We start from the raw sequence: 13,506 nt of genomic DNA, 5'->3' as shown, positions 1-13,506 counted from the left end.
CTTGGGTCGCCGGCATGGCCGATCGCACGCAGCCTTTCCCTCGCCTCCTTCGTTCGCAGAACCGTTCGAGGCCGGGAAGCCGGGCCGCCCGTAGCGTATGTTTCGTAAACTTCCGCGGCCCCCGCCGCGCTGCCGATTGAGGCGAATCGATGCCCTCTCCGCCCCCGCCCGACTTCGCCAGCCTCTCGCTCGCTGAGATCGCGCGCCTGGCCGAGGAGAATCGCCTGCCCCCGGTCGAGAGCTGGAACCCCAGCCATTGCGGGCACAGCGACATGCGCATCGCGCGCAACGGCACCTGGTTCCACCAGGGCTCGCCGATCGGCCGCATGCCGATGGTCCGGCTGTTCTCGACGATCCTGCGGCATGAGCCTGACGGGCGGTTCGTGCTGGTCACCCCGGTCGAGAAGCTCGACATCGATGTCGAGGACGCGCCCTTCGTTGCCGTGGAGATGAAGCGCGAGGGCGAAGGCGAAGCGATGAAGCTCGCCTTCCGACTCAACACCGGCGACCTGGTAACCGCCGGTCCCGAGCATGGCCTGCGCTTCGAGGAGCGCGAGGACGGCCCCCGGCCCTATCTCCATGTCCGTCGCGGCCTGGAAGCGCTGGTCGCGCGCACCGTCTATTACGAGCTTGCCGAGATCGCGCTCGCCAATGGCAGCACGCCGCCGGGCGTGTGGAGCAACGGCAGCTTCTTCCCGCTGGAGCCGGCTGCGTGAGCCTGGCCGATCGCCTCCGCCTGGCGCTCGCGGCCGATCATTCGCCGCTGCTGCTGCCAGGTGACCACTACGACTTCGATCCCGAAGTGCGCGGCAATCCGGCAGCGGTGCTGATCGCGGTGACGGATCGCCCTTCGCCGGGCGTGATCCTCACCCAGCGCACCGAGACGCTGCGCCGCCATGCGGGCCAGGTGGCCTTTCCGGGCGGCCGCATCGACCCCGGCGATGACGGCCCGATCGGCGCGGCGCTGCGCGAGGCGCAGGAAGAGATCGCGCTGCCACCCGCCCTGGTCGAAGTGGTCGGCACCACCGACGATTATCGCACCGTCACCAACTATGTCGTCACCCCGGTGATCGGCGTCGTCCCGCCCGATCTCCTCCTCACCCCTTCCGAGGCCGAGGTCGCCAGCGTGTTCGAGGTGCCGTTCGATTTCCTGCTCGACAGCGCCAATCAACGCCAGCAGGTGACGCAATATCAGGGCCGGGACCGGCATTATTACGAGATACTCTGGCAGGATCGCCGGATCTGGGGAGCAACGGCGGCGATGCTGGTAAATTTGTCGAGGCGGCTGAAATGGGCGGCATGATCCTGCCCGATGCCGAATGGCGCCACCGCGAGGGGCTGGACCGGCTGATCGACGTGCTGGGCGACGCCCGTTTCGTCGGCGGTTCGGTGCGCGACACCCTGCTTGGCCTGCCCGTCTCCGATCTCGACGTCGCGACTCCCCTGTCGCCCCAGCGCGTGATCGAACTGCTGAAGGCCGCGGGCATCCGCGTCGTGCCCACCGGAATCGATCACGGAACGGTCACCGTGGTGCTGGAGAGCGGCCCGGTCGAAGTCACCACGCTGCGTCGGGACGTCTCCACCGACGGCCGCCGCGCCACGGTCGCCTTCACCGATGACTGGCGCGAGGACGCCGCCCGGCGCGATTTCACGATGAACGCGCTTTATGCCGATCCCGCCACCGGCGCGATCTTCGACTATTTCGGCGGGCTGGCGGACCTCGAGGCACGCCATGTCCGCTTCATCGGCGATCCGCTCCAGCGCATCGCCGAGGATCATCTACGCATCCTGCGCTTCTTCCGCTTCCTCGCGCGCTTCGGCGACATCGCCGACCCGGCCGGGCTGGAGGCCTGCACTGATCGCGCCAACGACCTGATGGCGCTCAGCCGCGAACGCATCGCCGATGAGCTGCTCAAGCTGCTCGTCGCCAGGGACGCGGTCCATGTCGTGGCGCTGATGATCGAGCGCGGCATCTTCCTGTCGGTGCTGCCGGAAATCACGTCCGCCGATCGCTTCGCGCACCTCGCCGCGCGCGAGAGCGAGGCTGGCGTCACGCCAAGCGCGATCCGCCGCCTGGCATCGCTGATCCCGGCCGATCCCGCGCTTGCCGAACTGATCGCGGCCCGGCTCAAGCTCTCCAACGTCCAGCGCAAGCGCCTGGCCGCGGCGGTGATTGCGCCAGAGGGCGAGCCCCGCCCCCTCGCCTATCGCGCCGGCGTCGAGACGGCGCTCGACCAGCTGCTGCTGTCCGATCGTCCTCTCGCCGATGCGCTGGAGATCCGCGACTGGCAGCCGCCCCGTTTCCCGCTGGGTGGTGGTGCGATCGTCTCGCGGGGGGTGAAAGCCGGGCCGGAAGTGGCGCGGCTGATGAAGGAAGTCGAGCGGAGCTGGATCGAAGAGGGCTTTCCGGGCGACGAGCGCGTATCGGCACTGGCCGATCAAGCCGTGGCTCAGGCGTTGCGCTCGGTCAGCAACTGATAGGCATCGTCGCGCTCGAGCGCGCGCGAATAGAGGAAGCCCTGGCCATAGGTGCAGCCCAGCGCCGCCAGCGTCTGGGCCAGCTCGTTGGTCTCGATGCCCTCAGCGGTGGTCTGCATGCCCAGCGCCTGGGCGAGGCTGAGGATGGCGCGGACGATGGCGACCTTGTCGCGGTCGGCCAGCATCCCGGAGACGAAGCTGCGGTCGATCTTGAGCAGGTCGATCGGCAGCTTCTGGAGATAGGCGAGGTTCGAATAGCCGGTGCCGAAATCGTCCATCGCCAGCGTGGCACCAAGGTCCTTCAGCGCATTCATCGTCTGGGCGATGCGGTCCGGATCGGTGACGATCGCGCTCTCGGTAAGCTCCAGCGTCAGACGCCTGCCGTCGACGCCGTGCCGGTCGAGCGCGTTCTTGACCATTGCCGGGATGTGATCGCGCTGGAGCTGGATCGCCGACAGGTTGACCGCGACCTTGACGCCGCAATCGCCGCCCGCGGTACGGTCCCAGGCCGCGATGGTCTGCGCCGCCTCTTCCATCGCCCAGCGGCCGAGCGGGATGATCAGGCCGGACTCTTCGGCGACGGGGATGAAATCATTGGGCGACAGGCGGACGCCGTCCTCGGTTGTCCAGCGAGCCAGCGCCTCGAACGAGGTGATCCGGCCGCTCGCGAGGTCGCAGATCGGCTGGTAGCACAGCGTCATCTGCCCGTTCTCGATCGCTCGGCGCAGTTCGGTCTCGATGCCGAACTGCTCGCGGGCGATGTCGAACGTGTGGGTCTGATAGATCTCGGTGCGGCCGCTCTTCTTGGCGCGCTTCACCGCGAACTGGGCGTTGCGCACCAGATCCTCGGGGTCGCCGTCATTGTCGGCGCCGAGCGCGATGCCGATCGAGCAATCGACCCGGATCTCGAAGTCGGAGAGGCGGAACGGGTTGGCCAGCGCCGCCTGGATGCGCTTGGCAACATGGAGCGCGTCGCCCGGCCCCTCGTCGAGGGTCAGCAGCACGCCGAACTCGTCGCCGCCCATCCGGGCCAGCGTGTCGCGGCTGCGCAGCGCGCCCTTGACCCGGCGCGCCACGGTGATGAGCAGTTCGTCGCCGGCCAGGCCGCCCATGCAGGCATTGACGCGGCTGAACCGGTCGAGATTGACCACCAGCACCGCGAAATCCCGGGCATTCTCCGGCGTGATCGCATGCTCGAGCGCATCGGAGAAGCCGGCACGGTTGGGCAAGCCGGTCAGGCTGTCCGTCGCCATCTCGCGGCGCAGGCTGTATTCGGTGCGGAGCTCCGAAGTGTGGTCGATCAGCGTGACCATGCATCGCGGCGCGGTGCGGCGATCGGCACGCTTGGCCATGATAACCCGGAAATGGCGGGCATCGACTTCGTCGCCGAACTGCCAGCCGATCTCGCACTGCATCTCGTTTGATTCGACGAACTTCTTGAGCCGCGGCCCGAGCAGCCGAATCAGGGGTGATTCGCTGGCGATGGTGCCGAGCCCGGCGAGGCGGAACGGCCGGTTGACCGCGTCGAAGACGAAGCCGTCTTCCTGCAATTCGATGATCGCCGCGGGCACCGGCAGCATGTCCAGCATCATCGCGGAGACGCCCGGGCCGAAGACAAGCGGGTCCGCCGGCTGCGGCGGGGGCAGCGGTGCCTCGACTCGTTTCTTCTTTGCTCTGGCGAACACCATCGTGACCGGCCTAGCCCCGATTGGTTAAAACCACCTGAAACAACAGACTTTTATCCGCGGGTCAGAAACGATTGTCCCGCGGGAAGCCATTGGGTGCCATCCGCCCCGCCGCGCCGCGCGTCGCGCGCCAGGGCGAGAGGTCGCTTTCCGTCCGCGTCCGGCCGCTCTCGCCGCCCATCGCCCAGCTCAGGCCATCGACCATCCTGAACGTCCGCACGTCGCTCAGGCCACCGTCCCGGTAGCGCTGCAACTGAACGCCCTGGCCGCGCCCAAGCTCCGCCACTTCGGAGAGCGGGAATACCAGAAGCTTGCGATTGTCGCCAACCGCCGCCACCGCATCGTCCTCGCCCCCGATCGGCCGGACCAGCTTGAGATGCGCGCCGGCGCGCGGCGTCACCACCTGCTTGCCCTTGCGGGTCTCGGCGATCACATCCTCGACCTTCACGACGAAGCCACGCCCGTCATCGGCCGCGACCAGCAGCTTCGGGGCCTGGCTCGACGGCAGCAGCGCGACGATGTTCCGTTCGCCTTCGAGGTCGATCATCAGCCGCACCGGCTCGCCGAACCCGCGCCCGCCGGGCAGCTTGTCCGCCCCCAGCGTGTAGAAACGGCCATTGTCGGCGGCGAGGAGCAGCTTGTCGGTGGTCTGGGCGTGGAAGGCGAGATAGGCGGCATCGCCTTCCTTGAACTTCAGCGCGTCGCCCGACAGATCCTCGACATGCCCCTTCATCGCGCGGATCCAGCCGCGCGCCGACAGGATCACCGTGATCGGCTCGCGCTCGATCATCGCTTCCAGCGGGATCTCGCGCGCCGGGGCAGCTTCCTCGACCACGGTGCGGCGCTTGCCGAGCACCGTCTCCGGCCCGTAGCGCTCGATCATCTTGGCAAGGTCGCGCTTCATCCGGGTGCGCTGGCGCGCGTCGGACGAGAGCAGCAGCTCCAGATCGGCCTTTTCCTTTTCCAGCGCGTCGCGCTCGCGCTTGAGTTCCATCTCCTCGAGCTTGCGCAAGGAGCGCAGCCGCATGTTGAGGATCGCTTCGGCCTGGCGGTCGGTCAGCTCGAACTCGGCCATCATCACCGGCTTGGGCTCATCCTCGGTGCGGATGATCTCGATCACCCGGTCGAGGTTGAGGAAGGCAATGATATAGCCGCCGACCAGCTCCAGCCGGTCGGTGATCTTCGCGACGCGGTGCTCGGACTTGCGGCGCAGCACCACGAACTGGTGCTCGATCCAGCCGAGCAAGGCTTCCTGCAGGCTCATCACCCGCGGGGTGCGATGCTTGTCGAGCACGTTGAGGTTGAGCGGCACGCGCGTCTCGAGGTCCGAGAGGCGGTAGAGGCTGTTGATCAGGTCCTCGGCCACCACCGTGCGGCTGCGCGGCTCGAGCACGATGCGGATATCCTCGGCGCTCTCGTCGCGGACATCGCCGAGGATCGGCAGCTTCTTCTCGTTGATGAGATCGGCGATCCCCTCGATCAGCTTGCCCTTCTGGACGCCGTAGGGAATCTCCGAGACGACGAGGTGCCAGCCCCCGCCCTTCTCGGTGACCTTCTCGATCTTCGCCCGCACCCGGAAGCCGCCGCGCCCGGTATTATAGGCCTCGGCGATTGCGGCGGGACTGTCGACGATGATGCCGCCGGTCGGGAAATCCGGACCCTGGACATAGTCGAGGACGTTCGCCTGGGGATTGTCGATCAGCGCCACCGCGGCGTTCATCAGCTCGGCGGCGTTGTGCGGCGGGATGCTCGTCGCCATGCCCACCGCGATGCCGGCCGCGCCATTGGCGAGCAGGTTCGGGAACAGGCCCGGGAAAAGCTCCGGCTCCTCGTCTTCCCCGTTGTAGGTGGGGCGGAAATCGACGGCATTCTCGTCGAGCCCGTCCATCAGGTCGATGGCGACCTGGGTGAGCCGTGCCTCGGTATAGCGATAGGCCGCCGCGTTATCGCCGTCGATATTGCCGAAATTACCCTGGCCGTCGACCAGCGGGTATCTGAGCGCAAAGGTCTGGGCGAGGCGGACCATCGCGTCATAGACCGACTGATCGCCATGCGGATGGTATTTACCGATCACGTCGCCGACGACGCGGGCGCACTTCTTGTAGCCGCTCGCGGGATCGAGCCGCAGCAGCCGCATCGCCCAGAGCAGGCGGCGGTGGACCGGCTTCAGCCCGTCGCGGACATCGGGCAGCGAGCGCGCAGTGATCGTCGAGAGCGCATAGACCAGGTAGCGCTCGGAAAGCGCGCTGTCGAAGGGGACATCGGAAGGCGCGCCGGGGTCTTGGAGATCGGTGTCTAGGCTCATTTCCCACCCCGGATAGCAGCAGCAAAGCCAAAGCGCCAAGCCGGGTGGCGGCGACATTCAACCATGTCGTCGGGCATTTCGATGCTCAACCGATCGGCTGAATCCCTAAGCCACGCATTTTCCACGCTTTTACTGAATCCCTCGCCAGAAAATGTTGAATCCCTTGAATCCCCACGCACACGCGTGGACGGCAATGCGGCCGATGATCGAAGCCAGGGTTCGGAACGGAAAGCCATTCCGGAACCAAAGCAGAACATTTCCAACTTTGCCAGCCCGCGGCGCACTCTATTTCGCTCCGCATCCCCAAGGCGCGTGCGGTCCCGATCGCATGCCGGTCGGCCCTGGTCGCAGGTTCCTGCGGGCGGCCGGAACCACCTCCGTGTCCGGGCCAGACGCGTGACGTCGTTCCAGAACAAGGATATCCCATGCGCAAGTCGCTGCTGCTTACCGCCCTCGCCCTCACTGCCTTCGGCGCCTCCGCCGCTGCCGCGCAGGACAGCGCCGAACCCCGGGACACCGGCCGGAATCCCTTCACCGGGCCCCGCATCGAAGCCACGATCGGCTATGACCAGACCAATGAGGAAGATCTCGGGATGGATAGCCGGGGTGCGCGCGTCGGCGGCGCCATCGGCTATGACTTCGCGATCGGCAAAACCCTGACGCTTGGCGTCGAGGCCGGCATCGGCTGGGGCGTGGCGGCCGGGAAGGAGCGGATGGGGTACAGCTTTCCCAATGGCCATATCTACGAATTCCAGCTGAGCGCCGGACGCGATATCGACGCTTCTGTCCGCCTCGGCGCCAGGATCGGCAAGGGGACGCTGGTCTATGGCAAGGCCGGCTGGGCCGATGCGGTCTATCGCTACATCGTCTATTCGCCGATCCCTGCGACCGGCCATGGCAGTACCGACAACGGCTTTCGCCTTGGCGCTGGCGTCGAGCAGATGCTGGGCAAGCACATCTACGCCAAGGCCGAATATCGCTACTCTCGCTATGACCCGCTGGGCGACGCATCGGGCACGAGCCGCCACCAGCTGCTCACCGGCCTGGGCGTCCGCTTCTAGCGCAATACCCGGCGGAGGGCGCTGCATAAATCGCCCTCCGCCGCATCAATAAAAAAGGCAAATCCGCCATAAAATCCGGAATCCGCCACAATAGAGTCAGTATTAAAACAAGAACTCTGCCGCATTCCGCATTTTCTCGCGAAATCTCACCAAAGCATTACAATTCTTCGCGGATCATTGCGGGATAATCATCGTCGTTCCGTCTCCGAAACACAGGGGAATTTGAACGAAAGTGAGCAACATGCGTAACTCGATCCTGATACTCGCCGCCGCGACTTGCCTCGCCGGCGCGAACACTGCCTTTGCTCAGGAAACCGAACAGGCGCCTGCCAAGGCCTTTGCCGGCCCGCGCGTCGAAGCGACCATCGGCCTCGACCAGAGCGGCGACGACGCTATTGCCGGCCAGGAACTGACCGGCATGCGCGCCGGGGGCGCCGCAGGCTTCGACGTCGCCGTCGGCAAGCGCGTCACGCTCGGCGTGGAAGCCGGTATCGGCTGGATGGTCGCCGGCAACGCCAAGGTCGGCCCGTTCCCGCCGAGCGATCCGAACAGCTACAAGGTCAGCGCCGGGCGTGACATCGATGTCTCCGGGCGCCTCGGCTATGCGCTGAGCTCCAAGACGCTGATCTACGGCAAGGTCGGCTGGGCGAGCCAGAGCTACAATATCGCGAGCAGCGCCGGCCCGTCCTTCGACAGAAAGTCCGATGGCCTGCGGCTGGGCGCCGGCCTCGAGCAGAAGCTCACCTCGAACGTCTATGCCAAGGCCGAATATCGCTACACCAGCTACAGCGATGTCGGGAACCTCAAGAACGATCGCCACCAGCTGCTCACCGGCATCGGCGTGCGCTTCTAGGGCGTGACGCCGGCAGGGGGACGGCTTGTCCCCGTCCCCCTGCTCCGCCGCTGGGTTGGAGCATCACACCCGAAATTCCCCTCCCTGCAAGGGAGGGGCTAGGGGTGGGTTAGAGAAGGCCGGGCTCGATGCCCGGCCTTCTCTTTTCGCGATGCCGTCTCGCTGGGCGTCCCCGGAAGACCGGGGCCGCAACCCACCCCCAACCCCTCCCTTGCAGGGAGGGGAGAAAAATCCCGCTACGCCTCGGGCGGCACACCCGCCCCCCAGCGATCGTCGCGCAGCGAGAGCTTCACTTCCGCGAGCAGCCAGTCGCGAAAGGCGCGGATCTTGGGCTGGTTGCGCTTGCTCTCGGCATACATCAGCCAGAAGGCGTTGCGGTAATGCGCCACCTGCGGCAGCGGCTGGACGAGCTGGCCGGCATCGATCGCCGGCTGCCATAAAGGCGGGCTGAGGATCGCGAAGCCATGCCCGGCGATCGCGGCATTGCCGTCGAGGATCTGCGAATCGAAGCGCAGCCCGGGCATCTGGCTGGTGTCGGGCGCCTCGCCCAGCGCGGCCGCGAACCACAAGTCCCACCAATCGTCGCGATAGGTAAGCCGCGGCAGCTCAAGCAGGTCCTGCGGCGTGCGCACCGGCGGATGCTTGGCCAGGAAGGCCGGGCTGGCCATCGGCGTGACCGGCATGCGCATCAGGAAATGGCAGCAATGGCCCGGCATCGGCCCGGGCGCGCCGCGCAGCGCGATATCCGCTTCCCCGGCCAGCAGGTCGATCATCTCGTCGCCGACATGGAGGCGCACCGCCAGGTCGGGCCGGGCGAGCTGGAACGAGCCCAGGCGGCTCGCCAGCCAGTTGGTGGCGAGCGTGCGCGGCGCGGTGATGCTGATCACGCTCTCGGTCTCGGCATGGATCGATGCGAAGGCCTTGCCCATCGCATCGAACGCGCCGGTGAGCTGGGGCGCGATCCGCTGCCCGACCTCGGTGAGCGCGATGCCGCGGCCGCTGCGCGCGAACAGCGCCACGCCCAGCCGCTCCTCGAGCAGCTTCATCTGATAGCTCACCGCTGCCTGGGTCATGCCCAGTTCCTCGGCGGCACGCGTGTAATTGCCGTGGCGCGCGGCGGCTTCGAACACGCGAACGGCGGCGAGAGGCGGAAGGCGGCGCATTTCCATATACAAGCACAGCTTATGCCTTTTGGCCAAGGATTAGTTGGTCCCGGCGCGGCTTCGGGCGCAGATGGAGGGGGTGCCGAACATGGCGCGCATCCAAAGGAACCAAGCCATGCTGAAGATGCTCATCCCCCTCGCCCTGATCCTTTCCCCGGCGCTGATCCCGCTGGCCGCGAAGGCGCAGGACCGCACCAATATCGCGCGTGTCAGCTACGCCGATCTCGACCTTTCCCGCGCCGCCGATCGCAAGGCGCTCGACCGCCGGCTTGCCCGCGCACTCGACGAAGTCTGCGGCAAGGTGCGCCCCGGCTTCATCAATCCCGCGCCGGAATCGCTGCGCTGCCAGGCCGAGGCCCGGCGCGCGGTCGCCACGGCACGCGAGCAGGCGGTGGCGCGCAGCGCGGCGCCGGTCCGGATCTCCGCTGTTCCCTGATTGGTCCCTCGGAACACGAAGAGGCGGGCGGCAGTGCAACGCCGCCCGCCACCCATAAGCATTGCTGATATCGATCGGCGCGATCCCGAAAAGGGATGACCGGCGCGATCCAGGCGGGTTGGGCCTGTCACGAAATTATGGTTACTCCTTCGTGAAGGAACAGGGAGGAACCCATGCGATTCGTTTGGGCACTGGCGGCGTTCGCGCTGCTCGCGGGCTGCGATGACATCAATCGCTCCGCGGACGGCAAGGACAAGTCGGACTTCGCATCGTCCGCCAATGCCGAGGCATTCGCCTCCACCGGCACCGGCTTCGACTATCGCTATGCGTATCGCCTGCCCGGCGCCAAGGTGAAGGGCGTCCTCCAGTCCAATGCCGATGCCTGCGACCGGATCGGCCCGGCGCGCTGCCGCATCCTGGCGATGCGCTACCGGGTGGACGACGGGAACAAGACCCGCGCGGTGCTCACCGTACGCATCGATCCCTCGATCGCGCGCCAGTTCGGCGATGCGGTCACCAAGAATGTCGCCGCTTCCTATGGCGTGCTGACCGATACCGAGATCACCGGCGCCGATTCGACCGCGACCGCGCGCAGCGTCGCGGTGGTCAAGCGGCTGCAGGACCAGCTCCAGAATGCCCGCGCCAGCACCACGCCCGACGCCCAGGCGCGCACGGCCCGGCTGCAGAACGCGCTGTCGGTGATCGCCGAGGTCGAGGCCAGCCAGGGCCAGACCCTCGCCAATGTGCCGATGCTCTTCACCTATGAATCGAGCGGCGCGCTGAGCGGGCTCGGCTCGTCCGAGGCGAATTTCCAGACCGCGGGGCAGACGCTCGAGAATTCGGTCGCCCAGCTCGTCCAGCTGCTCGCCAGCATCGGGCCCTGGTGCCTGCTGATGCTCGCGGTCGTGCTGGTGCTGCGCTGGATCATCCATGGCCGCGCGATCGGCTCCGATCCCGAACCGCGCCGGGCGGAAGGCTATGACGACGGCTATCATGACGGCCATGACGGGCACGACACCCGCCCCCGCGCCGACAATCGCAACCTGATCCAGCGCTGGTTCTCCCGCGACGAAGAGGATCACCACGCCTAGGGGAAGCTTGGCTTCCCCTTTCGGCACCCCTCCCTTCCTGTTCCCCGGCGAAAGCCGGGGCCTAGGGTTTCTCTGCCCTTCCGCTTGTGACCCTGGGCCCCGGCTTTCGCCGGGGAGCAGCGGATTTCGAATTTCCGCCCGAATGCCACAGGCTCCAAGGTTCAGCGCAAGCCCTTCCCCTTCCCCGCCATCCCCGCCTGCACGGGGATGACGAAGGGGCGTGCCTGCACGCCTTCGCTCCAGTGCCGCAACCCACGCCGACGCAGCCTTCTGCGCATCACCCGCCACAATCATGCCGTAATTAAGGCGAAATTGTGTCTTGACATAAATCCCACCTCTATGATGGATTATGGCCATATTGTGGCAAGGAGGGATTATGAAACGTCTTGTCCCCTGTTTCTGGCAGCTTGCGCGCTGGCGGGATGCTCCGCCGCAGAGAACACCCAGACCACCCGGGCCGACGACAGCGCCGCCCAGCTGCTCGAATCCACCGACGCGCCGGCAAGCGAGGCCAAGGGCGCCGACAAGCAGGGCCCGGCCGAGAAGGTGAAGGTCAGCCTGCCCCAGCTCGCCTATAGCTATTCGCTCGGCTACCTCCTGCCTGGCGACCGGCTCGCCTCGGTGCAGGACGCGCATCGCCGGCTGTGCGAGGACATGGGTCCGGCGCGCTGCCAGCTGCTCGCTTTCGAGCGCGACGACAGCGAGGACAAGTCCGGCGACGCCTTCACCAAGCTGCGCGTCGTCACCAGCGAGGCGCACCGCTTCTCCGACGCACTCGGCAAGGTCGCGGGCGATGCCGGCGGCCGCGCGACGGGGACCAAGGTCGCTACCGACGACGTCTCCAAGCAGATCGTCGACACCAAGGCGCGGATCGCCCAGCGCGAGCTGCTCGTGGCCCGGCTGACCGAAGTGCTGCGCACCCGCTCGGGCAAGGTCTCCGAACTTGTCGAGGCCGAGCGCAGCGTCGCCTCGGCGCAGGAGGAGCTCGACCAGGCCAAGGGCTGGCTGAGCGAGCTGCAGGGCCGGGTCGCGATGTCGGACTTCGAGATCCGCTATTCGGCGATCGCTCCGGCAACCAACTCCGGCAGCGTCGCCGGGCAGCTCACCGAGGCGGGCCAGGGCTCCTTCGCCAGCTTCCTGATCGGCGTCCGCGCGCTGTTGACGCTGGCGATCTATCTGCTCCCCTGGGTGCTGCTCGCCATTCCGGTAGTGCTGCTGGTTCGCCGCAAGCGCGCCAAGCCCGCCGAAGCGGCCTGACGCGGCCCGACCCGGCGGAAACGGCCGGTTCTCAACCGGCAAGGCTCGACCGAACCGCCAGGTCTCGACACGGTTTCTAGGGAGGCAAGCGGGGCAGCGAAAACTGCCCCGCTTGTTTTTGCTCTGATTATGTGATGTTATATCATTTAACAACAGAGGGGAGATGCAATGCTCAGGCCGAAGCGGCGGGTCCTTATCGTGAGCGGCGGACTGGCCGCGCTGCTGGTGGCGATCACCTGCGCGATATTGTTCAGCACGACGCAGCGAAACTATATCCACAAGAACGCCGAGCCGTCGCTGCTGGCGACCTATGAAAACCCGGGCGCCCCTGCCCCTGCGGCCCGACCGGACAGCGACAGCGTCGGCACCACCGCGATTCCCGTCGCGGTGCCGCAGATCGCCTACAGCTTCACCCTGGGCTACCGCCTCCCCGCCGCCGCGATCGCCGGCGCGCAGCAGGCGCATATCGACCTGTGCAACCGGCTCGGGCCACGCTGCCAGCTCGTCGCGATGCAGCGCGCGAGCGGCGATGACGGCACCCAGAGCGCCCATCTCAAACTGCGCGTCGCCAGTACGATCGCCCAGCAGGTCTCGACCGACCTGACCGCGGCGGTGGGCAAGGCCGGCGGCCGCGCGGTCGACACCCAGATCTCGGCCGAGGATGTGTCGAAGGACCTGGTCGATACCGACGCACGCCTGCGCCAGCGCGAGATCCTGGTCGCGCGACTCACCGACATGCTGCGCGGCCGCCAGGGCAAGGTCGGCGAGCTGGTCGAGGCCGAGCGCAGCGTCGCCCAGGCGCAGGAGGAGCTCGACCAGGCCAAGGGCTGGCTCGGCGAGCTGCGCCGCCGCGTCGCCTATTCGGACTTCTCGATCAGCTATTCCCCAGTCACCGCACCGGTGGCGGCGCCGACGCGCCAGGGCTTTTTCGGCCAGCTGGGCGACGCGGTCGCGCAATCCGGCGCCACGGTGACGGGCACGGCGCGCACGTTGCTGCTGCTCGTCATCTACCTCGCGCCCTGGGCCCTGATCGCCGCGCTGGCGCTGTTCGCCGCCCGCCCGCTGCTGCGCCGCTGGCGCCATGCCGGATTGGGTCCCGTTAACGAGGATGCGTGATTGCGCGCGCACCCCCGTTTCGTTATAGGCCGCCTCTCGCCCCGGCAGGCTCGCGGATTCC

12 protein-coding genes are annotated in these 13,506 nt (G+C 67.1%); 9 read left to right on the top strand and 3 right to left on the bottom strand.

Features of this window, described 5'->3' with window-relative positions; all coding sequences use genetic code 11:
* Nucleotides 1–149: 149 nt before the first annotated feature.
* From HNP52_RS08520 to HNP52_RS08510, 3 genes are read left to right on the top strand one after another with little or no spacing between them, the layout of a single operon-like run.
* Nucleotides 150–716, top strand: coding sequence for a DUF1285 domain-containing protein (locus tag HNP52_RS08520; RefSeq protein WP_184165492.1), 567 nt, complete (start codon nt 150–152; stop codon nt 714–716).
* Nucleotides 713–1,303: a CoA pyrophosphatase gene (locus HNP52_RS08515; RefSeq protein WP_184165489.1), complete on the top strand. Its 591-nt coding sequence runs from the start codon at nt 713–715 to the stop codon at nt 1,301–1,303. Before HNP52_RS08520 ends, HNP52_RS08515 begins: the two co-directional genes overlap by 4 nt.
* Entirely contained in the window at nt 1,291–2,478 is a 1,188-nt protein-coding gene (locus HNP52_RS08510; RefSeq protein WP_184165486.1) for a CCA tRNA nucleotidyltransferase, read from the top strand. Before HNP52_RS08515 ends, HNP52_RS08510 begins: the two co-directional genes overlap by 13 nt.
* On the opposite strand, the gene HNP52_RS08505 is transcribed toward HNP52_RS08510, so the two are convergent.
* Both HNP52_RS08505 and parC read right to left on the bottom strand, forming a co-directional pair.
* Nucleotides 2,451–4,067 carry a bifunctional diguanylate cyclase/phosphodiesterase gene (locus HNP52_RS08505; protein WP_184168250.1) on the bottom strand — a complete coding sequence of 539 codons (1,617 nt, stop codon included), beginning with the start codon at nt 4,065–4,067 and terminating at the stop codon, nt 2,451–2,453. The two genes, HNP52_RS08510 and HNP52_RS08505, sit on opposite strands and share 28 nt — an antisense overlap.
* Nucleotides 4,068–4,227: 160 nt before the next feature.
* Nucleotides 4,228–6,468, bottom strand: coding sequence for a DNA topoisomerase IV subunit A (parC, locus tag HNP52_RS08500; RefSeq protein WP_184165483.1), 2,241 nt, complete (start codon nt 6,466–6,468; stop codon nt 4,228–4,230).
* A gap of 425 nt (nt 6,469–6,893) precedes the next feature.
* Here parC and HNP52_RS08495 point away from each other — a divergent pair, with 425 nt between their 5' ends.
* On the top strand, nt 6,894–7,529 hold the full coding sequence (locus HNP52_RS08495) for an outer membrane protein (protein ID WP_184165480.1): 636 nt from the start codon (nt 6,894–6,896) through the stop codon (nt 7,527–7,529).
* A gap of 241 nt (nt 7,530–7,770) precedes the next feature.
* The gene (locus HNP52_RS08490) at nt 7,771–8,382 is read left to right on the top strand and encodes an outer membrane protein (RefSeq protein ID WP_260396098.1); all 612 of its coding nucleotides are present in this window, start codon (nt 7,771–7,773) and stop codon (nt 8,380–8,382) included.
* Nucleotides 8,383–8,618: 236 nt separating this feature from the next.
* Here HNP52_RS08490 and HNP52_RS08485 read toward each other — a convergent pair whose 3' ends face one another.
* Nucleotides 8,619–9,545: a LysR substrate-binding domain-containing protein gene (locus HNP52_RS08485; protein WP_184165473.1), complete on the bottom strand. Its 927-nt coding sequence runs from the start codon at nt 9,543–9,545 to the stop codon at nt 8,619–8,621.
* A 115-nt stretch (nt 9,546–9,660) separates the two neighbouring features.
* Here HNP52_RS08485 and HNP52_RS08480 point away from each other — a divergent pair, with 115 nt between their 5' ends.
* The 4 genes from HNP52_RS08480 to HNP52_RS08465 all read left to right on the top strand — a co-directional run bounded on the left by HNP52_RS08480 (nt 9,661) and on the right by HNP52_RS08465 (nt 13,445).
* Nucleotides 9,661–9,981 carry a UrcA family protein gene (locus tag HNP52_RS08480; protein WP_184165470.1) on the top strand — a complete coding sequence of 107 codons (321 nt, stop codon included), beginning with the start codon at nt 9,661–9,663 and terminating at the stop codon, nt 9,979–9,981.
* 173 nt (nt 9,982–10,154) lie between these two features.
* Nucleotides 10,155–11,072, top strand: a complete 918-nt coding sequence (locus HNP52_RS08475; RefSeq protein ID WP_184165467.1) for a hypothetical protein — start codon at nt 10,155–10,157, stop codon at nt 11,070–11,072.
* A 360-nt stretch (nt 11,073–11,432) separates the two neighbouring features.
* On the top strand, nt 11,433–12,329 hold the full coding sequence (locus HNP52_RS08470; RefSeq protein ID WP_184165464.1) for a DUF4349 domain-containing protein: 897 nt from the start codon (nt 11,433–11,435) through the stop codon (nt 12,327–12,329).
* Nucleotides 12,330–12,527: 198 nt separating this feature from the next.
* Complete coding sequence (locus tag HNP52_RS08465; RefSeq protein ID WP_184165462.1) at nt 12,528–13,445, top strand: DUF4349 domain-containing protein; 918 nt, start codon at nt 12,528–12,530, stop codon at nt 13,443–13,445.
* The last annotated feature ends 61 nt before the right edge of the window (nt 13,446–13,506 follow it).

Source organism: Sphingomonas kyeonggiensis, assembly GCF_014204495.1.
GTDB classification, from domain to species: domain Bacteria; phylum Pseudomonadota; class Alphaproteobacteria; order Sphingomonadales; family Sphingomonadaceae; genus Sphingomonas; species Sphingomonas kyeonggiensis_A.
Note: the sequence above shows the minus strand (reverse complement) of the source record. Positions and strands in the feature narration are given on the sequence as shown.